Origin of the sequence: Paenibacillus sp. FSL W8-1187 (genome assembly GCF_037965485.1) — a bacterium.
GTDB lineage: Bacteria > Bacillota > Bacilli > Paenibacillales > Paenibacillaceae > Paenibacillus_O > Paenibacillus_O pasadenensis.
The window spans coordinates 3,431,629-3,456,069 of record NZ_CP150181.1; the positions used below are offsets into that span (position 1 = coordinate 3,431,629).

Consider the following 24,441-nt stretch of genomic DNA (forward strand, 5'->3'; position numbering starts at 1 on the left):
GTAACTGAAAGTATAACAGATTGGCGCCGGCCGGGCTACAGCCTCAGCAGATGCTGCGTGATGCCGGTCGCCATCAGCACCACATAGAGGAAGCCCATGACGAAAAAGCCCGCTCTCCAGACGGCTCGGAACGCCTTGGCCGCGTCGATCTCGCCGCGCTTGCGATGCTGGAGATTGCCGATGAGGCCGCCTCCGAGCAGCATCAGGAGCAGGATGCCGTACAAGCCGAAAGAGTTGGAGAAGACGCGGTTGAACAGCACCGCCACGCAGCCGATGAGCAGCAGCGTCGTGACATCCATCGCCAGCCGGAACGACCGGCCCTTGTCGCCCGTCAGCATGCGGCTGCCGAGATAGACGGCCGCGAACGGGAGGAACGGCGCCGCGGCCAGCACGGCGTAGATCGTCTTCAACAGGTCCCAAAGAAACATAGGCTTCACCTGACCTCTCTGGAGCGTCATTCGAGCGCATGCACCAGCGCCGCGGCCGCCTCGTTCAGCGGCGCCGGCACGCCGTGCCGTGCCGCCAGGCGCGCCAGCTCCCCGTTGATGCTGGCGATCTCCGTCGGGCGGCCGGCCCGGACGTCGGCCAGCATCGACGACGTATTGGCGGCCGTCCTGCGGCATACGTCCAGCAGCCGCTCCCACTCCTCGCCCGTCGCGGCGAAGCCAGCGCTCACGAGGATCGAGAGGCTCTCCTCATGCAGCGCCTTCATGAGGCGGCTGCCCTGCGGATGCTCTTGCAGCCGGCCGTTCGGAACGTCGAGCAGCGCGGTGAGCGGGTTGATGACGGCGTTCAGGAGAAGCTTCCGGTAGATGCGGTCTTCCACGTCATTCGACAAAAAAGCGGCGATTCCTGCCCGTTGCAGCGCTTCCCTCCAACCGGCGAGCAGCGGGTCCGCGGAGGCGCTTCCGTCCGCTCCCGGCGCCGGGCCGTAATGCAGCTCGCCCGCCCCGGCATGGACAACCTCGCGCGCGCCGACGCGCAGCGCCCCCTCGCTCGTCACGCCGGCATAAAGGCGGATTCCCGGCAGCGTCAGCGCCAGCTGCTCGAGATGCCCGATTCCGTTCTGCAGGCAGAGCAGGCTGTCTCCGGGCCGCAGCAGCGCCGCCAGCTGCCGCAGCAGCTCCGGGCCGAGCGCCGTCTGCTTGACCGCCAGCACATGCCAGCGCCCTTCGCGCTCGTTCCGGCCTGCTTCAGCCTTTGCCGCGTCTTGCAGCGCGGACGCTTCGCCTCTAGCCATTGCCACCTTATGCAGCGCGGACGCCTCAGCCTCTCCCGTTGCCGCGTCATGCAGCGTGGACGCCTCAGCCTCTGCCGTTGCCGCATCATTCAGCGCGGACGCCTCGGCCTCTGCCGTTGCCGCATCATTCAGCGCGGACGCCTCGGCCTCTGCCGTTGCCGCGTCTTGCAGCGCGGACGCCTCGACCGCGACGTCAAGCGCCTCCCCGCCTCGGCTGAGGCGGATGCCTTCCCGCGCCAGCAGCTCCGCCTGTTCCTTGCCGCGCGTCAGCATCCGCACCTGCGCGCCGCCGAGCGCCAGCCTCGCCCCGTGCAGCAGCCCGACGGCTCCGGCTCCGATGATCTCGATCTTCATCGTCATCCTCCTTCTTCACAGGGGCATTTTAGCAGAAGGACGGGAGGCTTGGACAGCACAAAATGGGACGCTCGACCGGAAAGCGGGATTGAAACGGCCCCGCTTCGCGGAGCCGACATCGCAGGCCGGGACCGCAACCCGCTTTTCGGGGCGGCAGGCCGGAGATCGCCCCCCGCTTCACGGGGCCGGGGATCGTTCCGATCTCCTTGGGTCCAGATCCCTTAAATCGCATTCTCCAGAACTCTCAAAAGCTTCTTGATCCCGCGCAACTCCGCCCGTTCCCCCTTCTGCGTACCCGAGTTACTCGGTTTTTCCGCGCAACTCTGCCCGTTTCTCCTTCTGCGTACCTGAGTTACTCGGTTTTTCCGCGCAACTCTGCCCGCTCCCCCTTCTGCGTACCTGAGTTACTCGGTTTATCCGCGCAACTCCGCCCGCTCCCCCTTCTGCGTACCTGAGTTACTCGGTTTCTCCGCGCAACTCTGCCCGCTCCCCCTTCTGCGTACCCGAGTTACTCGGTTTTTCCGCGCAACTCCGCCCGTTCCCCCTTCTGCGTACCCAAGTTACTCGGTTTTTCCGCGCAACTCCGAGCGTTGCGACGCTAGCGCCTTCCAACTAACTCGATTTTTCGACTTGTTGGCTTTACTTCATAGCGTGGTCAGGCGATGAGCGCGAATGAGCATTGCCGTCTCCCGGGTATGCGGGAGACGCTCCCCTCCCCCCAAAAAAAGGGGGGGAGGCGGGCGCCGGGACGAAGGGAGCGAAGCGAGACGATGCCTTTCGGAGAAGCGGCAGCGGTCCTCTTGGAAGACGGATGGCCTCCGCATAGGAGGTCAGAAAATCAGGGCATCCGGCTTCCAGTGGAATCGGAGAAAGGCTCGGCTCGCGCAGCGGCCTATTCGTCCCATAAGACTCGGCTCGCGGCTAGGCTCGCGCAGCGCCTTGTTCGTCCTCTTGACAGCTTGGCTAGGCTCGCGCAGCGCAGCAGCCTGCTCCCCGCCGGCAATGCTCAAACAAGGCGCAAAAAAGCGGCAGCCGCCTTCTTCCGAAGTCGACTGCCGCCCCGCTCTCATTCGATCCGCTCCAAGTTTCCGCTCGCATCCATCTTGAACCGGGGACGAGTCTCCTCTTCTTCGTTCAAGACCGTCATCCGACGCGCCCGGTCCATGATCTGGATCAGCATCTTGTAATCGTCGTTCACCGACTGGTAGTCGAGCTGCGCGTGGTTCGCGTCGGTCGACAGCTTGTCGTTCAGCTCCCTCAACCCGGAGAGCTCGTCGTCCCGAAGCTTGAGCTCCTTCTCGAGCCGGCTGATCTGCCGCTGCAGGTCGCTGTAGGTCGCTTTCCACTGCTTCAGGTACCGGATGACGGCCTCGATGGCGACCGTCTCTTCGCCGAACCCGGATTCCTCCGAGCGGCTCGAGCGGACGTCCTGCTCCGCCACGGCCGAGACATGCGAGGCGACCGCCGTCTGCTTCTTCAAATAATTCCGTTTCTGCCGCTGCTGCTTGGCGAGCTGGATCGCCTCCTCGTACCGCTTGCGCACGCAGCTGTTCCAACGGAAGCCGCATGCCGCGGGGGTGCGGGATATCCGCTCTCCGACCTCCTCGAAGGCTCCGAGCTGGGTTCCCCCTTCCCGAATATGTCTCAGCGTCACCTCGGCGAGGATCAAGTCGTCCTCCGGGCTCCATGCATCTTGCCTGACTGCTGTCATTCTCGCTACAACCTCCTCGCGATAACGCGCTTTCTTCCACTCTATGCCCTCCCAGGAGTTCATAGAATCTATTGATACTAAAATGTATATCCAATAAAGGTGCGCCTCATACATAAGATCCTCCTCCCGGGGCAAGGATAAGGGCGAAGAACGGAATGGCGAATTTCAGTCCGGGTTGTCCGGGAAAGCGGTTTACAGTATTTGACCAAAACGCTATAATGTTCTTTAGCATATTATCTGGTCGTAACGAGAGGGGGATTCGTCTCATGGCGCGCATGTTTCGCGTACTCGGCTTCTGGTGTCTGGTGATCGCCCTCATGGCATTTGCAGGACATATGACCGAGTTTTCGCTTCTGTTTTTCTTCCAGGCTATCGCCTTCTTCTTCCTGGGCTACCTGAACTTTACGGAGCGTACGTACATACTGATGTTCTGGGCTTACATGATCTTGACCTTCCTGGGCTTCAGCTACTGGACCATCTTCAAGATGGACCTTCCGTTCTGATCCGACATGCTTCAAGCGACCGACCGCCGGGCCTTGCGCCCGGCGGTTGTTTGCATTCCGGGAGCTGCCGGGGCATAGGGTAGAAGACAACCGGACAAGAGGGGAGGGCCGTCTGACACCGATGCCGAAATCATTCCCTGCCCGTCTGGCGAGCCTGCTCGTCTTGCTGATCGCGCTCGCGCAGCTGCCGGCGCATGCGCTTGCCTCCGCCCCGGCCGCTTCCTCCGGCGGCGGCAGCGCCGACGCCCAGCGGCAGCTGCTCGAGATGAGCCTGCGCATCGTCGAGATCGACCAGGAGCTGGGCCGCATCCAGACGAACCGGCTTCAGCTCCAGCAGCGGATCGACGACTCGTCGGGACAGCTTCAGCGGCAGGAAGCGCAGCTCCAAGAGCGGAAGCGGCAGGCGGGCGAGTCGCTGGCAAGCTACTATATGGGCAAGCAGGAAAAGCTGCTCGGAGCGCTGCTGCATGTGCGCAGCCTGGGCGACCTGCTGCGTACGCTCGATCTGATCGAGCTGGTCGTGAGCGGCGACCGCGTCAAAATCGCCGACTACCGCGAGCGCTCCGAGCGGCTGCGCGCGGATCTCGCCCGGCTGAGCCGGGAACGGAGCGAGCTGGCGGCGCTGGAGCGGCAGCTGACGGAGCGGCGGAGCCAGATGGACGGCCTGCGGCAGCAGCTGGAGCGGGAAATCGCGGCGAGCGACGATCCGGAGGCGACGCGCAGCCGGATCGGCTCGGTCCAGCAGCTGTGGGAGTCCGAGGGACGGGAAAAGCTGCGCTCCTATTTCAAGGCGCTCGCGAAGGCGATGAACCGGCTGCCCGACTGGCTGAAGGAGCATCCGGAGCATTTGAAGCTCGACGCCGGTGGCTATACGCTGACGATGCCCGACGAAACGCTGAACCGGTTCCTGCAGGAGCAAGACCCCGCGCTCGCCTCGTTCCGCTTCGCCTTCGAGGACGGACGGGTCGTCGCCAGCGGCAGCGAGGGACAGCTCGAGCTGGAGGCGATCGGCCGCTACGAGCTTGTCGAGAAGCCGAAAAACGGCATCCGCTTCCGCATTGACGGACTGCGCTTCAATGGCCTGGACCTGCCGCAGTCGACGATCGACGAGCTGGAGCAGTCGTTCAATCTCGGCTTTTATCCAAGCAAGTTCATCTCGTTCGTGCGCGTCGATTCCGTTCAGATTCAAGAGCATGAGCTGCTCCTTCGCTTCAAGTTTTCCCTATAGCTCAAAACAACGCCAAAAAGGCCGTTTCCGCAAGCGTCTGCGACGCCGGAAACGGCCTTTTTATTGAGATGGGCATGCCTGTGCCGCTCCGGCCTGGCCGCAGCCTGCCTGCCGCTCCGGCAGGCAGGCTCACGACGCCTCCAGCGACTGCCTCCAGGCGTTCGCCAGCTGCTGCGGGCTCATCGCGCCGGCAGATGTCCCGTAAGCCGACCAGAGCGGCCCGAACGGCAGCAGGCGGCCGCTCTCCGGCCCTGCGCCCGCGCTTCCTTGCGGGAAGAGCGCCTGCTTCCAGACGGAGAGCGGCGTCTCCGCCGCCGCGCCGGCGCCCGCGTACAAGCTCGGATCGGCCGGCAGCAGCCCGGCCTCCTCCCGCAGCCGCTCTTGGGCGCTCCTGCCCGCCGCGGCAGCGATCCAGGAGCCGGCGGCAGCCGGGAATTCCGTGTCGGAAGAGATCACGTAGCCGTACCCGCCCAGAGCGGACGGAGCGGCGGCGGCGGCGAGGCTCGCATCGGCGATGAATTCGACGTGCAGGCCATGGCTGCGATAATAGGACAGCGGCACGACGGTCGCATAGCTGCCGCCCCGGCGCGCCAGCTCGACGGCAGCGTCCGCGCTCCCGGCAGCCGCCAGATCCGCCGCTTGCAAGGGAGCCGTCCGCGGCAGCACGGACGCCTCCAGCAGCGCGGGATCAAGCGTCGCGCCGCCGCCATGCCAGCGCGCCAGCCAGGACAGCGCCTGGATGCCGTCCGCGGCGGGGATCGCCGCCGCCGCCCTCTCCGGCGCCTGCGCCCGCAGCCGCTCCAGCTCCGCCCAGGTTTCGGGCGGCTTGCTCCAGCCGGCAGCCTGCAGCGCTTCGCGGCTCCAGATCAGCACGGGAGGATCCGCATAAGCCGGCGTCCCCCACGCATAGCCCCGCCAACGAAGCTCCTGGACGATCGGGCTTGCCTCGGAGACGGAACCCGAGCCGCTGTCCTGCGGGACGAGCCCGTCCGCCGGCAGCAGCTTGCCCGCCGAAGCCCAGCGCAAGACGTCGCGGCTCGATAGAAGCGCGATGTCGGCCCGCTGCCCGTCCACGCCCGTTCCCCGATCGGCCTCGGCGTCCGCCGGCACGAGCTCGGCCTGCCAATAGGGATGGCGGCTTTCCCATTCCTCGGTGATCCGCTCGAGGGCTTCAAGCGCCTCCGGCCCTAAGGAAACGCTTACACGGAGCCTTGCCTCCCGACTGTCGTCGCTGCCGTCCTGCGGGCGCTCGGCGCCTCCCGACGGCTGATCCGCCGGCTGCGGCAGCAGCGAGACGGGGGAAGGTCCTTCCTGGACGAGCAGCAGCAGCGCGCATACGACGACGGCGCCGGGTAGAATCATCCACTTTTTGCGTTCCAGGGTCCAGTCCTCCTCGGTCTCCCCTTCTCTTCTCTATTCTTCTATCCTATCAAAAGAATCGGGACTTGTCTTCCTTGCCTTCGCAAAAAAACAGGCCGAAAGCTTCAGCGATCTGAAGCCTTCGGCCTATCCCGTCGCCGTCCTTAGAGCAGGTCCGCCGCCAGCTGGGCCAGCTTGGAGCGCTCGCCCTTCTCCAGGTTGATATGCCCGCTCAGCCCTTCCTTCTTGAAGCTTTCCACGATGTAGGACAGGCCGTTGCTCATCGAGTCGAGGTAAGGATGGTCGATCTGCTCGGGATCGCCCATGAGCACGATCTTGCTGCCTTCGCCGACGCGCGAGACGATCGTCTTGACCTCATGCCGGCTCAGGTTCTGCGCTTCGTCGATAATGATGAACTGGCCCGGAATCGAGCGCCCGCGGATGTAGGTGAGCGCTTCGACCTGGATGCTGCCGAGCCCCATCAGAATCTTGTCGATGTCGCCGGACTTTTTGGTATCGAACAGGAATTCCAGGTTGTCGTAGATCGGCTGCATCCACGGACGCAGCTTCTCGTCCTTCTCGCCGGGCAGATAGCCGATATCCTTGCCCATCGGCACGACGGGGCGGGCGATGAGCAGCTTCTTGTATTTATGCTCGTCTTCGATCTTGAGCAGCCCGGCGGCCAGCGCGAGCAGCGTCTTGCCGGTGCCGGCCTTGCCGGTGAGGGTGACGAGCGGGATGTCGTCGTTCAGCAGCAGCTCGAGCGCCATCCGCTGCTGGGCGTTGCGCGCCGTGATGCCCCAGACGGGATCGTTGCTCATATAGAGCGGCTCCAGCCTTGCTCCGTCCTGGCTCACCTTGAGCAGCGCGCTCTTGGACGTGCCCAGCTCGTCGCGCAGGATGATGAACTCGTTCGGATGGAGCCTCGAGCTCAGCTGCAGGCTCTTGACGCTGAGGAAGCGATAGGAGTAGAACTCGTCGATGACCGATGGATGGACGAACAGCGTCGCCGTGCCGGTATAGACGTCGGAAGGCTCCGCGACGCGATCGGACATATAGTCCTCCGCCTGCAGCCCCAGCACGTCGGCCTTGATGCGCACCAGCACGTCCTTGCTCACGAGCACGACGTCCCGCTTCGAGCCCTTTTCTTCCTCTTCCATATCGTAATTCAGGGCGACCGCGAGAATGCGGTTGTCGTTCGACATCTCCCCGAACATTTCCTGGACGCGGACGAAGCTCCGATGGTTGAGCTCGACGCGCAGCACGCCGCCGCGCGGGGTCGCGATTCCTTCATGGAGGCGCCCGTTCTCCCTCAAGCCGTCGAGCAGCCTCGAGACATGCCGGGCGTTGCGGCCCAGCTCGTCGGCCAGCCTCTTCTTGGAGTCGATCTCTTCGAGCACGACGGCCGGGATGATGACCTCGTTGTCGTCGAACGAGAAGATCGCCTGCGGATCATGAAGCAGCACATTCGTATCCAATACGAAGATTTTAGTCATGAAGAACCCCTCCTGGCGCCGGATGGTTCCGAAAGGCGGGAAGCATAATCCTTCCGGAACAGGGACAAACTAGGGTCGGTTGCAGAGTCCAAAGTACGAGGAAAGGTCTGGTGTCCCGCAAATGAGAAAATGGCTGCTTTCAGCTGCTGCTGTGCTTTGCTTGGCGACTGCCGGCTGCGGGACGTCCGCACGCCGCGATGCCGCTCCCCCGCCTGCCGGCGATGCGGCGATGCGCTCCCAGCAGACCCATGCCGACGACGGCAAGAAGCTCGATTCCGCGCAAGCCGCCAAGCGGCTTGAGGAACTGGCGACCCGGGTGGAAGGCGTCGAGAAGGCGCATGCCGTCGTAGCCGGAACTACGGCTGTCGTCGGCATCGACGTCGGCGGCAGCGTCGAGCGCTCCAAGGTCGGAACGATCAAGTATGCCGTCGCGCAGGCGCTTCGCGAGGATCCGCTCGGCGTGAATGCCGTCGTCACGGCCGACATGGACGTGAGCCGCAGGCTCGCCGAGCTCGGAGAGGACATCCGCGCCGGCCGGCCGATCCAGGGCTTCGCCGAGGAGATGGCCGATCTGATCGGTCGCGTCATGCCGCAGCTGCCGAGCGAGGTCATGCCGCTGCCGGAATCGAACGTCAAGGAGCCCGCTGCCTCTCCCGCCCGGCCTTAGCCCGGAGGCGAATGCCGGGCGCGGGGGACAAGCCCCCGAGCGCGCAAGAAGCCTGGCGACCCGTTGAGGTCGCCAGGCTTCTTTTTCATGTCGCCGCGGAGAAGACGAGCGAGCGCCGCGCCGCCGAAGCGGACGGGCTGTCGGCGCGAAACGGCGCCGCTGCAGCCGGATGCGACGGCGCGTCCAGGCGAATCTTAGAGCAAGACCCAGCGCGCTCTCTCATCGGCCTACCTCCCGCGAGTCAGATTTTCATGATGAGCATCTTAGCTGTAGTATAACATACGTATGCCGCACCCACTACCGTCATTCGCCCAGTTTGGCCTGCAGCGCTTTTTTGGCTTTGGCCAGCGAGGCGTCGTCGACATAGACGTAGGGGCTCCGCCAGTCGCCCGTCAGCGCGATGAACTCGATGTCGCCGCCGCCGATGCCAAAGTAGGCCATGAGCATCGCCCGAATCTCCGACTCCGGCATGTCGGTCCTCATGTTGTCGCCGACAGCGCCGAATACTTTGCCGAGCCTCAGGATGCCGGAAACCGACTTCAGCCTGGATGTCATCGCCCCGATCACCTGCTCCTGGCGCTGATTGCGCTCGAAGTCGCTGCTCATGTTCGTGCCGTCGTTGGACTTGCGGTAACGGACGAAGCCCAGCGCGTCCTCGCCGTAGAGCTTCTGCGCGCCTTTCTTCAAGTGGATGCTCGTGCCTCCCGGCTGTCCCGCGTGGTCGTCGTAATCCATGTCCATGTCGACGTCCACCTCGACGCCGCCGAGCGCGTCCACGACATCCGCGAAGCCTTGAAAATTGATCGTTGCGGCGTAGTCGATCGGGATGCCGAGGTAGCTGCCGATCGCATCCTTCATGCCGAGCTTGCCTTGACGCTCTGCCTCTTCCCGGCTCAGGTCCTTGTTCTTGGATCTGGCGTTGGCGATGAACGCCGCATAATAGCTGTTCACCTTGCGCTGCTTGTAGCCTTGGACCGGCACGCGAGCGTCGCGCGGAATCGACACGACGACGGCGCTTTTGGTGCGCGGATTGAACGCCGCCGCCATTAGCACGTCGGTATTGAGCAGGCCGCTCTCTCCACGGGTATCGAGCCCCATCAGCAGCATCGCGGTCGGCTGCGTGCGCACCGATCCGGCCGAAGGCACGGCCGGGGCGCCGCTGCTGATCTGGCCGAGCGCCTTGTTGGCGTCGTAGAGCAGATAAGCCGCGAAGCCCGCCCCCGCGAGCAGGACGAGCGCCAGCAGCGTCATCAGCCTGCGCAGCCAATACACCCGCTTCGGCTTGCGCCTGCCGGGCCGTCCCTTCCGGCTTCCGGCGGGAGCGCCGGATTTCCCCTGCCCGCGGGCCGGGTATTCATTTCCCCTGTTCATAGCTGTCTCCTTGTTCGCAAGCCTGATTTCGGACGCTTCCTCCCGGACGCCAGGAGAGGCGGATCAGCTCTGGCCGGCGTCGCTTTGGCGCTGCTCGCGCTTCGCCGTCCGCCGGTCGTTGAACTGGCGGATGCGCAGCATCAGCATCATCGCGACGGCGACGGCCATGCATTGGATGATCGGCAGCTTGTCGATCTGGAATACGAGCAGCACGGTCGAGCCGATCGCCATCATCAGATAGACCAGAACCTCCTTCAGCAACGGCAGCCGCTGCTGAGGACGGAATACTTTGTTGAAAATATAGATGACGCTGGCCAGAATCAGAATATACGATACAAGCGGATGGTCGCTGAGCCAGTCCTGCATCCGAGTTCACTCCTCCGGTTGGTTGTACAAGCGGTCCGATATGGATACAACGAGCAAGCGGCGCATTTGGCTGTCCGGCTGTTCGCCGGCGCCAAACCGCCGCTTGCTCGCTTCATGGGTTCGGCTGGAATCAGACTCCGGCCTGGGACGTCTTGCGCTGCTTCTCCGCCCGCTCGCGCTCGCTCTTGTTGAGCAGCTTCTTGCGCATGCGGATCGATTTCGGCGTGATCTCGCAGTATTCGTCGTCGTTCAGGTACTCCAGCGCCGCCTCCAGCGAGTACGTGCGAGGCGTCTTGAGGCGGACCGTCTCATCCTTGGAGGCCGACCGGATGTTGGTCAGCTGCTTCTCCTTGCAGATGTTGACGACGATGTCCTGGTCGCGGTTATGCTCGCCGACGATCATGCCCTCGTAGATCTCCGTGCCCGGCTCGAGGAACAGGATGCCGCGATCCTCGACGCCCATCATGCCGTAGAACGTCGAGACGCCGTTCTCGGTCGCGACAAGCACGCCCTGATGGCGTCCGCCGACGTTGCCGCCGACGGTCGGGCCGTAGCTGTCGAACGCATGGTTCATGATGCCGTAGCCGCGCGTCAGCGTCAGGAACTGCGTGCGGTAGCCGATCAGGCCGCGCGCCGGAATGATGAATTCCAGGCGGACCTGGCCGTTGCCGTTGTTGATCATGTTGACCATCTCGGCCTTGCGCGTGCCGAGGCTCTCCATGACCGCGCCCATGCTCTCCTCCGGCACGTCGATCAGCAGGCGCTCGTACGGCTCCATCTTCTGGCCGTCGATCTCCTTGACGATGACTTCCGGCATCGATACTTGCAGCTCGTAGCCTTCGCGGCGCATGTTCTCGATCAGGATGCCGAGGTGAAGCTCGCCGCGGCCGGATACGATGAACACGTCAGGGCTGTCGGTGTCCTGCACGCGCAGGGCGACGTCCGTCTCCAGCTCCTTGTACAGGCGCTCGCGCAGCTTGCGGGAGGTGACCCACTTGCCTTCGCGGCCGGCGAACGGGCTGTTGTTGACGAGGAACGTCATCTGCAGCGTCGGCTCGTCGATCTCGAGCACCGGCAGCGCCTCCGGCTTGGCCGGATCGGCGATCGTCTCGCCGATGTTGATCTCCTTGATGCCGGCGATGGCGACGATGTCGCCTGCCGCCGCTTCTTCGATCTCGATCCGCTTGAGCCCCTGGAAGCCGAACAGCTTCTCGATGCGGGCCTGCTTGATCGCGCCTTCGCGCGTCATGACGGCGACCGGCTGGCCTTGGCGGATGACGCCGCGGTTGACGCGGCCGATCGCGATGCGGCCCATGTATTCATTGTAGTCGAGCAGCGTCACCAGGAACTGCAGCGGCTCCTCGACGTTCTCGGTCGGATGCGGGATGCGCTCGATGATCGTCTCGTAGAGGGCTTCCATGTTCTCGTCCTGCTTCTCCACGTTGCGGCTGGACGTGCCCATCAGCGCCGATGCGTACACGACCGGGAATTCCAGCTGCTGGTCGTTCGCGCCGAGCTCGATGAACAGGTCGAGCACCTCGTCGACGACGCCTTCCGGATTCGCGTTCGGGCGGTCGATCTTGTTGAGGACGACGATCGGCGTCAGATTGTGCTCCAGCGCCTTGCGCAGGACGAACTTCGTCTGCGGCATGCAGCCCTCGAAGGCGTCCACGACGAGCAGGACGCCGTCGACCATCTTCATGATGCGCTCGACTTCGCCGCCGAAGTCGGCGTGGCCGGGCGTATCCACGATGTTGATCAGGTAGTTCTTGTAGTTGATCGCGGTGTTTTTGGCCAGGATCGTAATGCCGCGCTCCCGCTCCAGGTCATTGGAGTCCATCGCCCGCTCGTGCACGACCTCGTTGTCCCGGAACGTGCCGGACTGCTGCAGCAGCTTGTCGACAAGCGTCGTCTTGCCGTGGTCGACGTGCGCGATGATGGCGATATTGCGAATGTTCTCTCTTGCTTGCATAACTTCTTATCCACTCCATCTGTATAGGATCAAGCTAAAATCTACGACAGGCGCCGGCCCGCTACCAGCGGGCCTTCTTGCTCACCATCATCCAGCCGCCGAGCGCGACGAGCGCGAACGCGATCAGATAGATGCCCCAGCTCCAGAGCAGCACGAAGATCATGCAGAGCGCCCAGACTCCCGCCAGCGCGGCGGCAATCGTAAAGGCGCTTCTCGGATGGGACGAATCGAAGGTGTAGTACTCGTACAGTCCGACCGCGAGGCCGAGGATGAAAAACGGCCACAAATAGTTCATGTAGCCCCATCCGAACCAGTTGCAGAACAGGAAAACCAGTGCATATACGGACAAAATGCCGCCTGGAACAAGCGCTGCCGCAGGGAGGAGCCGGCCGAAATAGAGCACATGCAGCAATATGCCCGGCACGAGGATGAACAGCGGCCAAAATACGGAGCCGATGAAGCTGAAGACGCCCATGCGGCCCAGCAGGATGGCGATCCCTGCAAGCAAGATGACGATTCCGGCGGAATATTGATTGCGGATCAACCCTATCCCCCGTTTCCCTTGACGACTGCCTGCGCGCAGGCAGAGGTACGACCAGTCAGATCTTTCTTATTCTAAAGGAAGCGGAGTGAAATTGCCAGCGGGAAACCGGGCATGCCAATAAAAAAAGCGCCGCTCGCCTGCCCGGAACGAGGCTGGCGAACGGCGGAGGAGCCTTCAGCTCCGGCGCGCGGAGCGGGTCAGCAGGATGCCCGCCGCGATGACGGCCGGCACCATCAGCACCGGCAGCGCCCCGTGCAGCAGCGGAGCGTGACGGAGCAGAGGCTGCAGCGCCGCGTCGGAGACGAGCATCTCTCCGGCGGCATAGCCGAGCAGGCCGGCGCCGGCATACACAAGAGACGGGAAGCGCAGCAGCAGGCCTCCGAGAAGCTGGCTTCCCCACAGGATCATGGGTATGCTAAGGGCGATGCCGAGCAGCATGAGCGCAGGCTCTCCGCCCGCCACGGCGGCGACGGCGAGCACGTTGTCGAGGCTCATGACAAAATCGGCGGCGACAATCGTGCCGACCGCGCCGGCCAGCGTGCCTGCTCGCTTGACGCCGGCCCCCTTGGAGCGGCGCTCCTCGCCGGGACGCTCCGCATCCCGCAGCAGCTGCACGGCGATAACGAGCAGGAGCGCGGAGCCGCAAGCCTGCAAATAGGGCAGCTGAAGCAGCGAGATGGCGGCAAGCGTCAGCACGCAGCGGAGGGCGATGGCGGCGAACGTGCCCCAGGCGATCGCCCGCTTGCGCTGCTCCGGAGGCAGATGCTGGCTCGCCATGGCGATGACGAGCGCGTTGTCGCCGCTCAGCAGCACGTTGATCGCGATGATTTGCAGAAAGATCCATAGATGGTCCAAGCCGTACGCCCCCCTTCCCTACAGGGGTATGTACAAGCAGGTCCATTTATGTTACAAAAAAAAACGAATCCATTGTCCAGCTCATCCGTATACGGGTAAGTATTTAAGTCGGGGATTGTTCGAACACGAAGGAGGAGCAAGGATGGAATGGTTAGGTCCGCTGTTGACCATCGTCTTCATCGACCTTATGCTGGCCGGAGACAACGCGATCGTCATCGCGCTTGCCGCCCGCAACCTGCCTAAGCATCAACAGAAAAAAGCCGTCATCTGGGGAACGTTCGGAGCGATCGCCATCCGCATCGTCGCCACCGTGCTGGTCGTGAAGCTGCTCGATATTCCTTGGCTGCATCTGGCCGGAGGACTGCTGCTCGTCTGGATCGCGTACAAGCTGCTCGTGCAGGAGGAAAGCAGCCACGACAACATCAAGGCCGGCAGCACCCTCGGGCAGGCGATCGGCACGATCGTGCTCGCCGACGCCGCCATGGGCATCGACAACGTGCTGGCCGTCGCCGGCGCCTCGCACGGCAACATCTGGCTCGTCATCGCCGGGCTGATCATCAGCATCCCGATCGTCGTCTGGGGCAGCACGCTGTTCATCCGGCTGATCGAGCGCTTCTCGTGGATCCTTTACGTCGGAGCGGCGATTCTGGGCTATACCGCCGGCCACATGATCACGGGAGAAAAGAAGATCGCCCATCTGTTCGGAAACGGCGGCATGCCGGAGTGGCTCTTCATCGGACTCGTCGTCGCGCTCATCGTCGGAGCCGGCGTTCTGACCAAAGCGATCCGCAAAAACAAGCAGCCCGCCCATCGCGAGCGGGAAACGCATTGAATCCGAAAAGCCGAATCGTCCTTGCGGACGGTTCGGCTTTTCGCTTTGTACAGCCGAGCGAGCTGTCCCGGAGCAGACGGCCGGCTCCGAGGCGGCTCGTCCTGGATGCCCTGCCGGTACGACCGCCCCCGCCGCATGCCGCAGCGGCCAGCGGCAGTCCAGCCAAAAGAAAAAAGCCTGTTTCCAGGCTTTCTTCGTCAAAACCAGTCCCGCTCCTCCGCCTCGGCGACGGCCGGCTGCCGGCGGAACGTCCTGCCCCGGTCCAGCTGCACCGTCTCGACGCCTTGGACGGCCTGTCCGATCAGCTCGTCGAGCTCCGGAATGCCGTCCTCGATCCGCTCCACGATGCGCAGGTTCGGATTGGTGCTCGGGGATTTGGGCACGAACAGCGTGCAGCAGTCCTCGAAGGGCAGGATCGACGTCTCGTACGTGCCGATCTGTACCGCCCGGTCGATGATTTCCTGCTTGTCCATCATGATGAGCGGGCGCAGCAGCGGCAGCTCGAGGCTGCGGCCGATCACGTTCATGCTGCCGAGCGTCTGGCTCGCCACCTGGCCGAGGCTGTCGCCCGATACGACCGCGCCCGCGCCGGCCTGCTCGGCCAGCCGGCCGGCGATGTTCAGCATCGCCCTTCGCATGAGCGTGATGATCAGATGATCCTGCCCCGTCTGCGTGAAGCGAGTCTGAATATCGGTGAACGGCACGAGATGCAGCTTGAGCGGCTTGCCGGCGAAGCGCGACAGCTGGCGGGCAAGCTCGATCACCTTGTCCGTCGCCTGCTCGCTCGTGAACGGAAAGCTGTGGAAGTGGACCAGCTCGAGCTCCAGCCCCTTGCGCATCGCCGACCATGCCGCGACCGGGCTGTCGATGCCGCCGGACAGCAGCAGCATCGCCTTGCCGTTGGAGCCGTACGGGAAGCCTCCCGCTCCCGGCTCGATGCGGTTGAAGACGTAGGCTCCCTCCGGCTGGATGTCGATGCGCAGCTCCATCTCCGGCCGCCGCACGTCCACCTTGAGCTCGGGAGCCGCTCGCAGGATATGCGAGCCGATCAGATGGTTAAGCTCATGGGTGACATAAGGGAATCCCTTCCACCCCCTCTTCACCGTCACCTTGAACGTCGCGGGCTTGGCCGGAAGCGCGTTCCACAGCTGAAGCGCGGCTTCCTGGATCGCCTCCAGCTCGTTCGCCGCCCGCTTGACCGGGCTGAACGAATGGATGCCGAACACCCGGCGCAGCGCCTCGGCGACGCGCTCATACTCGACTCCATTAAGCTTGATATAGGCGCGGGCATAGGTCTTTTCGAATTCGAGCCCTTCCAGATGCTGCAGGCTGAGCTTGATATAGCGGAACATCTGCTGCTCGAACCGGCCGCGGTTGCGCCCTTTGAGCGTCAGCTCTCCGTACCGGACCGTGATGAGATCATACTCCATGAATCAGATCTTGCTCCTCTCCAGCGGCTTCAGCCGCTTCACGACGGCTTCCAGGCTGTCCGCCAGCCGGTCCGCCGCCTCCTCGTCATGCTCGTCGCCAAAAGTGATGCGGATGCCGCCAGCCGCCCGCGAAACCGGATACCCCATCGCCAGCAGCACCTCGCTCGGCTTCTCGTCCTTGGATGAGCAAGCCGACTTCGTGGAGACGATGATGCCCTCCTCCTCGAGCGCATGCACGACGACTTCCGGCTTCATGCCCGGATAAGACAGATGCAGCACATGCGGCGCCTGCAGGGGCGAGTCCGGATCCGGATCGCCGCTCAGCCGCAGCTCCGGAATCGCGTCCAAGCGGCCGATCAGCCGCTTGCGCAGCCTCCCCATCCGCTCGGTCCGCTCCGTCCTGCCTTCCATCGCCAGGCGAAGCGCCTTGGCGGAAGCGACGATCGCCGGCACGTTCGGCGTTCCGCCGCGCCAGCTTCCGTCCAGGCCGCTGCCGCCGATGAGCGGCTCCAGCCTGACGCCGGCGCGGACATAGAGGAAGCCGGTTCCTTTGGGCCCGCGAAGCTTATGCGCCGAAGCGCTGAACAGATCGATGCCCCACTCCTTTAGCCGGATCGGCAGCTTGCCGACGCTCTGCACGCCGTCCACGTGGAACAGCACCCCTGGAAAGCGGCGCAGCAGCGCTCCCGCCTCCTCGATCGGCTGGACGGACCCGACCTCGTTGTTCACATGCATGAGGCTGACGAGCGTCGTATCGGGACGCAGGGCCGCTTCCAGGCTGTCCAGCCGGATCCGGCCGTTGCCGTCGACCGGCAGCCTCGTCGTCTCGAAGCCTTCCGCCTCGAGCCGGTCGGCCGCCTGCTTCACCGACGGATGCTCGATCTGCGACACGATGACATGGCGGCCCCTCGACCTCGCGGCCCTCGCCGCTCCGACGACCGCAAGCTGATTGCTCTCCGTGCCGCCGGAGGTGAACACCCATTCCTCGGCCGACGTGCCCGTCAGCTCGGCCGCCAGCTCCTGCGAGCGCCGCAGCAGCCTGCCCGCCTCCAGCCCCGCTCCGTGGATCGAGGACGGATTGGCATAGTGCCGCTCCATCACCTCCGCGAGCGTGCGGATCACCTCGGGATGCGGCGGCGTCGAGGCTCCGTGATCAAAATAAAGCACCGGACGGTGCTTGCTCATCGCCATGACCTCCTTGAATCAAACAAAAAGACCGGCTTCGCCGGCCGCCCGTCAAGCGTGCAGCCGCGAATGCGGTCCTTCCGTGGGCTCCGGCCGAACGCCTAGAGCCAGCCTACGCCTATCCTATTATAAAAAGCCTCCGGTTACAACCCGGTGCCGGAGCCGCCGAGCTTGGCCATGATCTTGACGACGTACGACTGCGTCTCCTGCGGCAGCTCGGAAAAGTGCTCGGTCAGCGTCGCCTCGTCCCGGATGCCGAGCCGATCGAGCCTTCCCGGTCCGGCATTGTAGGCCGCCAGCGCGGCAGGCACGCTGCCGTCCAGCTTGCGAAGCAGGTAGGAGAGATATTTGGAGCCTCCGTCGATGTTCTGAGCGGGATCGAACGAGTCCGTCACGCCGAGTCCGCGCGCCGTTCCGTCCATGAGCTGCATGAGGCCCTTCGCGCCGGCGCCGGAGACGGCCAGCGGCTGGAAGGAGGATTCCGCCTCGATGACAGAGCGGATCAGCTTCGGAGACAGTCCATGGCGGGCGGCGGCCGAGGCGATCAGCCCTTCGTACTCCGCTCCCGCCGAGCCTGCGCCCTCTCCGATCCACGCGGCGGCTGACGACGCATAACCGCTTCCCGCCGCGATCAGCGCGGCTTGCAGCGCCGGCGAAGCCGAGGCGTCCCATCCGCCCGCCGCCGCGGCGGCTTGGCCGTTCAAGCCGGTTCCGGCAGACAGCCCGGACCAAGCGGCGAGCGCCATCATACCGGAGTCGGCGGAGGCGGAGGCATCCGCATCGGCCAGACCCGAAGCCCCTGCGGCCCCCGACAGCTGGCTCAAGATCTGATCGAAAGCGGAGGCCGCTCCGCTTGATGCCTGGCTGCCGCCGCCAGTCAGCTGATCCAGGCTGGGCCGCAGCTGCTGCTGGATGAGCATCGTAAGCATTCGAGGATCGATCGACATGATAGGTTCACTCCTCATTTCCCATTATCCTCGGTATATCGGCGGACGAGCCTCGGAAATGTAGAGCTCGGCGATATGGCTTTATCGAAAAAGGAAAGAGCCGCCCCGGACGGGACGGCTCGATGAGGCTCATGATGGCGAATCGGATTTGGGTTGGAACGTGTGGCAGCAGGTCGCGGACGACTCCTTGGCCTCGTCCGTATGGCGGTCTCCGAACTCTCCGCCGGCAAACTCGGCAGACAGATCGGCGTGCGCATGCTGGTCGATCTCGATATGGATCGCATCGGCCGAGCATTGGTTGCCTTGTCCCCAGAAAGCGCAATTCGAAACGCTGCATGCAACGCCTTTTGGCATGGTCCCTCACCTCCGCTACCTAGGCTGGCCAGGGAGGGGACGCGGTATGCCTTCCTTATTTTTGACCTTGCATCCGACGCGAGGTCATGTAGTCGTTTTCGTAGTAGGAGAGATCGTCCCTCAGCTCTTCGTAGATCTTGGATACGCCGAGCACGATGTCGCGCGCGCTGCGCAGCGGCTTGTGCCGGAAGCGGATCGCATCCTGGCCGGTGTACGCGTAGCGGCCGTCCTCGGAGTAGCCTTCGTTCTTCGGATAGAAGAAGGCGTTGACGCAGTGGTGGTACACCTCATAAAGCTGGCGCTCGGCATGCTCGGCGTCGAAGTTCGGCCGGCGCAGCGTGACCCCGAGCTTCTCATAGGCGACCTCGGAGTAGACCAGCAGATGACGCAGGTCGGACAGCAGCCCTTTGTAGAAGGTGAGCTCCTCGTCATTTGCTTCCGGGGACGCGAGCTGAGGAAGAGCATGCTCGTTCAGGAAAGGCTCCAGCTGCGAGATGGCGTCCTTGAGCTTGGCGCGGGTTGATTCGCTGAGCGGCTTTACATTGGCGGATGGCATGGTGAATTAGGTTCCCCTTTCATCGATCCCGTAAGAAGTTGAAGATTATGTCTATCCTAACATACAATCGGCGCGATTTGTACTCTTTATGACCCTTGCCGCGGCCGCGAAGCCGCGCCGTCCCTCCGAATAATTTACGCCCGCTTGCCGGACTCTAAGCAGGAACGGCTATAGACTTGACCGGGAGGATGAGGCCTTCATGAGAAAAAAATGGATCGGCGCGTTCACCGCGCTCGCTCTGCTGACGCTGTTGATTCCGATCAGCCCCTGGCTCATTCCCGGCGCGCGTCCGCAGGAACAGAAGGCCAAGACGAGGGCTCTGTCCGCAGAGCAGGAAAGCCGGCTCAAAGAGGCGGACATCCGCCACGACATGGAAGCGACCGCGATGCTGTGCGCGAGCGAGTGCTCCCGGGATATCGGCAAGCTGTTCGCGTTGACGGACGCGCCGGCCGCCAGCCGCGCCGACCGGATGAAAAAGCTCATCCGCCACCATCCGCAGATGGCTCATCTGAGCTGGAAAAGCCCCGGCGCAGCTGACGCCGAAGCCGGAAACGTCCCGGCCGACGCCGAATCGTTCGTCGCGGCGCATGCGAAGCCGGCTGCCGAGGCGATCGCCAAAGGCTCCCGCTACCAGTCGCAGACGCTGACGGCCGCCGGCAAGCGGTACCTGCTGCTCGCCGTGCCCGCGCCAAGCGGCAAGGAAGGCATCGTCGGCCTGATCCGGCAGGACATCGTCGGCGACGTGCAGCGGCATCAGATGCGCAACCTGCGCCAGGTTCCCTTTCCGGCGGAGGGCCATTACCGGATCGAGTCGGTCCGCGCGGGCACGAAGCGGGAGTTCACCGTCCGCACCGGCAACGACAACGGAGGCGCCAGCCACTACCATGTCCAGGAAGTCGTCGTCCGCTTCCGCGCCGAGCCGTCCGCGGAGCAGCTGGAGCAGATCCGCCGCGACATCGGCGCTTCCGCCGAAAACCGGATGCGAGGCGTCTACGTGTTCCGCTCGCGCTCGATGGATGCGATGAAGATGATGGGCTATTTCCGCAAAAAGTGGAATCCGATCTATGTCGAGCCCCATTACCTGTACCTGACGAACGAAGCGCCGGCCGACGTGAGGCCGATCGTGCCGAACGATCGGCTCTACTCCGACTATCAGTGGAACCTCCCGTCCATCGAGACGGAAATCGGCTGGAACCTGTCCAAAGGCAGCGATGGCGTCAAGGTCGCCGTGCTCGACACCGGCGTGCAGCTGGACCATCCCGATCTTGAAGGAAAGCTGGCGGAAGGCTACAACGTCGTCACCTCCGGCCAGCAGCCCGACGACGATGTCGGCCACGGCACCCATGTCGCGGGCATCATCGCCGCCGCGGTCAACAACGGGGAAGGCGTCGCCGGCCTGACGTGGTACAACAAGATCATGCCGGTCAAGGTGCTCGACTCGAGCGGAGCCGGCTCCACCTACTCCGTCGCCCAAGGGCTCATCTGGGCGGCCGATCACGGGGCCAAGGTCATCAACATGAGCCTCGGCAACTATGCGCAGGCGGAGTTCCTTCACGACGCGATCAAGTACGCCTACGACAAGGATGTCGTGCTCGTCGCGGCAAGCGGCAACGACAACTCCGAGCAGCCCGGCTATCCGGCTGCATATCCGGAAGTGTTCGCCGTCGGCTCGACCGACTCGCGCGGGCAGAAGTCGTCCTTCTCCAACTATGGCGACTACATCGACGCGGCGGCGCCGGGAGACAGCATCGCCAGCACCTATCCGGGCAGCCAGTACGCCGCCCTCTCGGGCACGTCGATGGCCAGCCCGCATGTCGCGGCGCTGGCGGCGCTCATCCGCTCGCTCAATCCGCAGCTGACCAACGTCGAGGTCTATGACATCATGCGCAGCACGGCACGCGATCTCGGCGCCAAGGGAAGAGATCCTTACTTCGGCTACGGGCAGATCGACATCGACAAGGCGCTGCGCGCCGCCGGAAAAGGCGGCTCCGCGGCGACGGTCCCCGCCTCGGACGGGCGGCAGCCGGCCGGCCTCGTTCCGGCGGAGAGCGGCGCTCCTGCCACCGAATCGGCCGCTTCGCACGCGCCCGATTCGTTCGTCGAACGGATCCGCAAGCAGCTGGAGGAGCTGCGGCGGAGGCTGGAGCGCGGTTAGCCGCCAGAGCCTGGATCCTGAAGTGAAAAAAGCGTCCTTCTCCCGAGCGGGAGAAGGACGCTTTTTTTGAAGCGCCGTCCGATAGGACGGCAACATGCTCCAAAGCGCTGGGCGCTGTTGATCGCAGGGTCGTTGCGGAAAGTCTGCCGTAAGCCGGGTTCTGTGCTCTTCGTGGTCCGAACGGGAACGACCCTCCCACGGTCAAGCGACAATCATCTATCTAGGCCGGCCATTGCTGGCAGGCTCAAGCGACCAACCCGAACGCACCCCGGGCAAGGGCTGGAGCCGAAGCTCCCGCGTTCTCTTAGGTCTTGCTCCAGATGGGGTTTACCAGCCGCGTTGTCGCCAACGCCGCTCGTGGTCTCTTACACCACGGTTCCACCCTTGCCTGATCCGGCGCGCGAGGCGCCGGCCATCGGCGGTCCATTTCTGTGGCACTATCCTTCGGCTCGCGCCGACTGGACGTTATCCAGCATCCTGCCCTACGGAGCCCGGACTTTCCTCTCGCGGCCGAGGCCGCCAGCGATTGTCTGTCAGACTTTCCGATACCTAAGCTAGTATAGCCGGATCGGAGTCCTCATGCAAGACGAAACGGCTCGGTATTTATCGCCGAAGGAACGACCTCCGTCGCATAGCGCGATTCGGAGAGCCGTGCGGACAGCCACTGCGCCACCTTCGCCTTCATGATCTTCTCGGCGTTATGCCCCGGATCGATGAGCAGCATGCCCGCGGCGAGCGCGTCGTGGGCGGAATGATAGTCGATGTCCCCGGTAATGAGCGCCTGCGCGCCGGCGAACTGGGCCTGCCGCCAGTAGCGGGCTCCCGAGCCGCCGAGCACGGCTGCCTTGCGCACCTCCGTTCCGAGGTCGCCCGTCACGCGCACAAAAGGCACGTCGAAAGCGGCCTTGACCCGCTCCGCCAGCTCGGCGAGCGTGAGCGGCCGCTCCAGCCGCCCGCTGCGGCCGAGGCCGAGCGACTTGCCTTCCCGCTCCAGCCGGATGACGTCGTAGGCCGTCTCCTCGTACGGATGGGCGGCCAGCATCGCCTTCACCGTCTTGCGCAGCAGGCTCTCAGGCACGACGATCTCGATGCGGACCTCGTCGACGGTTTCCAGCCGCCCTTGCGTGCCGAGGAACGGAGCGCTGCCCGCTCCAGGCCGGAACGTGCCCGTGCCGCTCGTATTGAAGCTGCATTGGTCATAGCTGCCGAGCGCGCCGCCGCCGGCTTGCCACATCGCCTCGCGCACGGCATCGGCATGCGTCTGCGGCACATAGACGGCAAGCTTGAGCAGCCGGTCCTCATGCACCTTTTCCAGGCTGACGCGGCCCTCCGCCGCGATGCCGACCGCATCGGCCATCCAGTCGTTCATGCCGCCTTCGGCGACGTCGAGATTCGTATGCGAGATATAGACCGCGATGTCATGCTTGATCAGCTTCTCGTACAGCGCCCCCGCGGGCGATGCGGTATCGATCTTGGCGAGCGGCCGGAAAATAATGGCGTGATGGGCGACGATCAGCTCGGCTCCCTCCGCGATCGCCTCCTCCACCACTTCCATCGTCACGTCAAGCGCGACCAGCGCCTTGCGGACCGGCTTCTGCAGCGTGCCGAGCTGCAGGCCGATCCGATCGTTCTCCACGGCATATCTTTTCGGCGCGAGCCGCTCCATCAGCTCAGCGACGACATGTCCGTTCGCGTACATGCGAGCACCTCCTCGATTCGATCGATCACCTGGGCGAGCTCGCGCTTGCGGGCCGCCGCCTCCTCCGTGTCCGAACGCTCCAGCTGGAGCGCGATGCCTCGCAGCTTGCGCAGCTCCGAGCTCCATTTGCGGGCGAACGCTTCCGACGGACGACGGGTCAAATAAGGCCCCATCCGCAGCTTGAGCCTCCGGTCCTCCTCGGACGTCAGCCCCGGTAGCAGCGGCTCGCCTCCATACAGCTCCTCGCTCCGCTCCCGCGCCTCGGCGGAGCTCAGCGCGTGGAGCACTTCATAGATCTTGCCGTCCTCCTCGAGGATCGACTCTTCGGCCAGATGCCAGCCATGCTCCAGCAGCCAGGCGCGCACGAGCTCCTCGCCTACGTTCGGCTGCAGCACGAGCTGGCGCACGCCGTCCAGCTTGCCGCCGAGGCGGCCCGCCTCCAGGATCGACACGATAAGCGCGCCGCCCATGCCGGCAATCGTCACCGTGTCGGCCTCTCCGGGCTGCAGCACCTCCAGCCCGTCTCCTTTGCGCGCCTCGATGGACGAGGCGAGGCCGGCTGCGGCGATGCCGCGGCGAGCCGCCTCCAGCGGACCGTCGTTCACCTCGCCGGCGATCGCCGACGGACAGGTGCCGCGGCCGACGAGCTCGACCGGCAGCAGCGCGTGATCCGAGCCGATGTCCGCGAGGCGCGAGCCCTCGAGGACGTAATCCGCGATCGCGCTTAAGCGCTTTGATGTCAGCATATTAAGCAACCCACTCTATCCAATAGTTTCGCAGGAGGAACAGCGCTCCTCCGCCTAGCACCAGTTTACCAACAAATACGCTCTGGAGCCAAACGCCCCGACCTTGCTCGACGAGCAGCGTCGCTTCCGGCATGAACGCCATCAACGAGGCGACGCCCAGCAGCACGGCGCAGGAAGGCTTGGACCAGCGGCGCACGAACCAGCCGGACCAGCCGAACAGCACCGCGAGCGGCAGCCAGTACAGCTGCTTCTCGCCGAGGGCGGCGCCGCCGGCAAGCTGCTGCAGCAAAATCGCATACACGAGCGCCAGGCAGGCCCAGCCGCAAAAATGGAGCAGCGGTATGCGCTGCCAGATGCCGTATCCGATCCAAAAAACGGCGCATCCGCTCCAGATCGCGGCGTTCCACTGCCAGCCGAGCAGGCCGTGCAGGCCCATCAGGTAGAGCGCGAAGCCGGCAAGCAGCAGCATGCCTGCGCCGGTCCAGGCCATGCCCGCCGTCTCGCTGCGGGGCCGGATGACCGCTCCCGCGGTCAAGGAGCCGCCCGAGACAAGCAGCGCGATCGCGATTTGCAAAGCCGGATGAAAAGAGCTAAAATGAAGAACAATCAAGAAGAAAAGGGAGAAGATGGCAAGAAATAAGAGCCATTTCCAGCCGGATGCGCCCGCCGCCGCCCTTACCGCTTTTTTCGTCCGCAGCCTTTCTTTGGGGGATGCCTCTGGGAGCGGATCCTCGTCGGCGGACGCCGGCTCGGCATACAGATTGAGCAGGAAGTCGCAATAGTGATCCGGCAGCAGCTTGCTTTTTTTCCACCCGCGAATCTCCTGCACCATAAGGTTTCGCTTGTCCATATCCATGATGACGGCTCTCCT

23 protein-coding genes and 1 other RNA gene are annotated in these 24,441 nt (G+C 64.2%); 5 read left to right on the plus strand and 19 right to left on the minus strand.

Annotated elements, in window-relative coordinates; genetic code table 11:
- Window positions 1–35 precede the first annotated feature (35 nt).
- The 3 genes from NYE40_RS14930 to NYE40_RS14940 all read right to left on the minus strand — a co-directional run bounded on the left by NYE40_RS14930 (window position 36) and on the right by NYE40_RS14940 (window position 3,305).
- A complete protein-coding gene (locus NYE40_RS14930) occupies window positions 36–428 on the minus strand; it encodes a DUF3397 domain-containing protein (protein WP_028597026.1) in 393 nt (130 codons plus the stop codon).
- Window positions 429–454: 26 nt separating this feature from the next.
- Entirely contained in the window at window positions 455–1,594 is a 1,140-nt protein-coding gene (locus NYE40_RS14935; RefSeq protein WP_339278614.1) for a 2-dehydropantoate 2-reductase, read from the minus strand.
- Between the two features lie 1,066 nt (window positions 1,595–2,660).
- Window positions 2,661–3,305 carry an RsfA family transcriptional regulator gene (locus tag NYE40_RS14940; RefSeq protein ID WP_028597028.1) on the minus strand — a complete coding sequence of 215 codons (645 nt, stop codon included), beginning with the start codon at window positions 3,303–3,305 and terminating at the stop codon, window positions 2,661–2,663.
- Between the two features lie 266 nt (window positions 3,306–3,571).
- On the opposite strand from NYE40_RS14940, the gene NYE40_RS14945 reads away from it, so the two are divergent.
- Both NYE40_RS14945 and NYE40_RS14950 read left to right on the plus strand, forming a co-directional pair.
- Entirely contained in the window at window positions 3,572–3,808 is a 237-nt protein-coding gene (locus tag NYE40_RS14945) for a DUF2626 family protein (protein WP_028597029.1), read from the plus strand.
- Between the two features lie 121 nt (window positions 3,809–3,929).
- The gene (locus tag NYE40_RS14950) at window positions 3,930–5,036 is read left to right on the plus strand and encodes a hypothetical protein (protein ID WP_339278615.1); all 1,107 of its coding nucleotides are present in this window, start codon (window positions 3,930–3,932) and stop codon (window positions 5,034–5,036) included.
- A gap of 129 nt (window positions 5,037–5,165) precedes the next feature.
- Here the strand turns inward: NYE40_RS14950 and NYE40_RS14955 are convergent, their stop codons facing one another.
- Window positions 5,166–6,398, minus strand: a complete 1,233-nt coding sequence (locus NYE40_RS14955; protein WP_028597031.1) for an extracellular solute-binding protein — start codon at window positions 6,396–6,398, stop codon at window positions 5,166–5,168.
- Window positions 6,399–6,559: 161 nt separating this feature from the next.
- The gene (locus NYE40_RS14960) at window positions 6,560–7,891 is read right to left on the minus strand and encodes a PhoH family protein (protein WP_028597032.1); all 1,332 of its coding nucleotides are present in this window, start codon (window positions 7,889–7,891) and stop codon (window positions 6,560–6,562) included.
- 121 nt (window positions 7,892–8,012) lie between these two features.
- On the opposite strand from NYE40_RS14960, the gene NYE40_RS14965 reads away from it, so the two are divergent.
- Entirely contained in the window at window positions 8,013–8,558 is a 546-nt protein-coding gene (locus NYE40_RS14965) for a YhcN/YlaJ family sporulation lipoprotein (protein ID WP_043110736.1), read from the plus strand.
- Window positions 8,559–8,861: 303 nt separating this feature from the next.
- On the opposite strand, the gene NYE40_RS14970 is transcribed toward NYE40_RS14965, so the two are convergent.
- The 5 genes from NYE40_RS14970 to NYE40_RS14990 form a co-directional block, all read right to left on the minus strand.
- Entirely contained in the window at window positions 8,862–9,929 is a 1,068-nt protein-coding gene (locus NYE40_RS14970) for an LCP family protein (protein WP_339278616.1), read from the minus strand.
- A 63-nt stretch (window positions 9,930–9,992) separates the two neighbouring features.
- On the minus strand, window positions 9,993–10,295 hold the full coding sequence (locus tag NYE40_RS14975) for a YlaH-like family protein (protein ID WP_028597035.1): 303 nt from the start codon (window positions 10,293–10,295) through the stop codon (window positions 9,993–9,995).
- 130 nt (window positions 10,296–10,425) lie between these two features.
- Window positions 10,426–12,267: a translational GTPase TypA gene (gene typA, locus NYE40_RS14980; RefSeq protein ID WP_028597036.1), complete on the minus strand. Its 1,842-nt coding sequence runs from the start codon at window positions 12,265–12,267 to the stop codon at window positions 10,426–10,428.
- 61 nt (window positions 12,268–12,328) lie between these two features.
- Complete coding sequence (locus tag NYE40_RS14985) at window positions 12,329–12,811, minus strand: hypothetical protein (RefSeq protein ID WP_028597037.1); 483 nt, start codon at window positions 12,809–12,811, stop codon at window positions 12,329–12,331.
- A gap of 174 nt (window positions 12,812–12,985) precedes the next feature.
- Window positions 12,986–13,666, minus strand: coding sequence for a TerC family protein (locus NYE40_RS14990; protein ID WP_028597038.1), 681 nt, complete (start codon window positions 13,664–13,666; stop codon window positions 12,986–12,988).
- Window positions 13,667–13,808: 142 nt separating this feature from the next.
- On the opposite strand from NYE40_RS14990, the gene NYE40_RS14995 reads away from it, so the two are divergent.
- Entirely contained in the window at window positions 13,809–14,498 is a 690-nt protein-coding gene (locus NYE40_RS14995; protein WP_028597039.1) for a TerC family protein, read from the plus strand.
- Window positions 14,499–14,695: 197 nt separating this feature from the next.
- Here NYE40_RS14995 and thiI read toward each other — a convergent pair whose 3' ends face one another.
- From thiI to NYE40_RS15020, 5 genes are all read right to left on the minus strand, one after another.
- Window positions 14,696–15,928 (minus strand): tRNA uracil 4-sulfurtransferase ThiI, encoded by a 1,233-nt coding sequence (thiI, locus tag NYE40_RS15000; RefSeq protein ID WP_028597040.1) that lies wholly within the window; start codon window positions 15,926–15,928, stop codon window positions 14,696–14,698.
- A gap of 3 nt (window positions 15,929–15,931) precedes the next feature.
- Window positions 15,932–17,113 (minus strand): cysteine desulfurase family protein, encoded by a 1,182-nt coding sequence (locus tag NYE40_RS15005; protein ID WP_339278617.1) that lies wholly within the window; start codon window positions 17,111–17,113, stop codon window positions 15,932–15,934.
- Between the two features lie 143 nt (window positions 17,114–17,256).
- Complete coding sequence (locus NYE40_RS15010) at window positions 17,257–18,060, minus strand: lytic transglycosylase domain-containing protein (RefSeq protein WP_028597042.1); 804 nt, start codon at window positions 18,058–18,060, stop codon at window positions 17,257–17,259.
- A 129-nt stretch (window positions 18,061–18,189) separates the two neighbouring features.
- Complete coding sequence (locus tag NYE40_RS15015) at window positions 18,190–18,414, minus strand: DUF1540 domain-containing protein (protein WP_028597043.1); 225 nt, start codon at window positions 18,412–18,414, stop codon at window positions 18,190–18,192.
- 55 nt (window positions 18,415–18,469) lie between these two features.
- Window positions 18,470–18,970 (minus strand): YpuI family protein, encoded by a 501-nt coding sequence (locus tag NYE40_RS15020; protein WP_028597044.1) that lies wholly within the window; start codon window positions 18,968–18,970, stop codon window positions 18,470–18,472.
- 199 nt (window positions 18,971–19,169) lie between these two features.
- Here NYE40_RS15020 and NYE40_RS15025 point away from each other — a divergent pair, with 199 nt between their 5' ends.
- Window positions 19,170–21,125, plus strand: coding sequence for a S8 family peptidase (locus NYE40_RS15025; protein ID WP_052332855.1), 1,956 nt, complete (start codon window positions 19,170–19,172; stop codon window positions 21,123–21,125).
- 134 nt (window positions 21,126–21,259) lie between these two features.
- On the opposite strand, the gene rnpB is transcribed toward NYE40_RS15025, so the two are convergent.
- The 4 genes from rnpB to NYE40_RS15045 all read right to left on the minus strand — a co-directional run bounded on the left by rnpB (window position 21,260) and on the right by NYE40_RS15045 (window position 24,426).
- An RNA gene (gene rnpB, locus NYE40_RS15030) (RNase P RNA component class A) lies at window positions 21,260–21,667 on the minus strand.
- Between the two features lie 35 nt (window positions 21,668–21,702).
- Window positions 21,703–22,824: a Nif3-like dinuclear metal center hexameric protein gene (locus NYE40_RS15035; protein WP_028597045.1), complete on the minus strand. Its 1,122-nt coding sequence runs from the start codon at window positions 22,822–22,824 to the stop codon at window positions 21,703–21,705.
- Entirely contained in the window at window positions 22,791–23,570 is a 780-nt protein-coding gene (locus NYE40_RS15040; protein ID WP_028597046.1) for a class I SAM-dependent methyltransferase, read from the minus strand. The genes NYE40_RS15035 and NYE40_RS15040 overlap by 34 nt, the downstream gene beginning before the upstream one ends.
- Window position 23,571: 1 nt before the next feature.
- On the minus strand, window positions 23,572–24,426 hold the full coding sequence (locus NYE40_RS15045) for a hypothetical protein (protein ID WP_028597047.1): 855 nt from the start codon (window positions 24,424–24,426) through the stop codon (window positions 23,572–23,574).
- Window positions 24,427–24,441 lie beyond the last annotated feature (15 nt).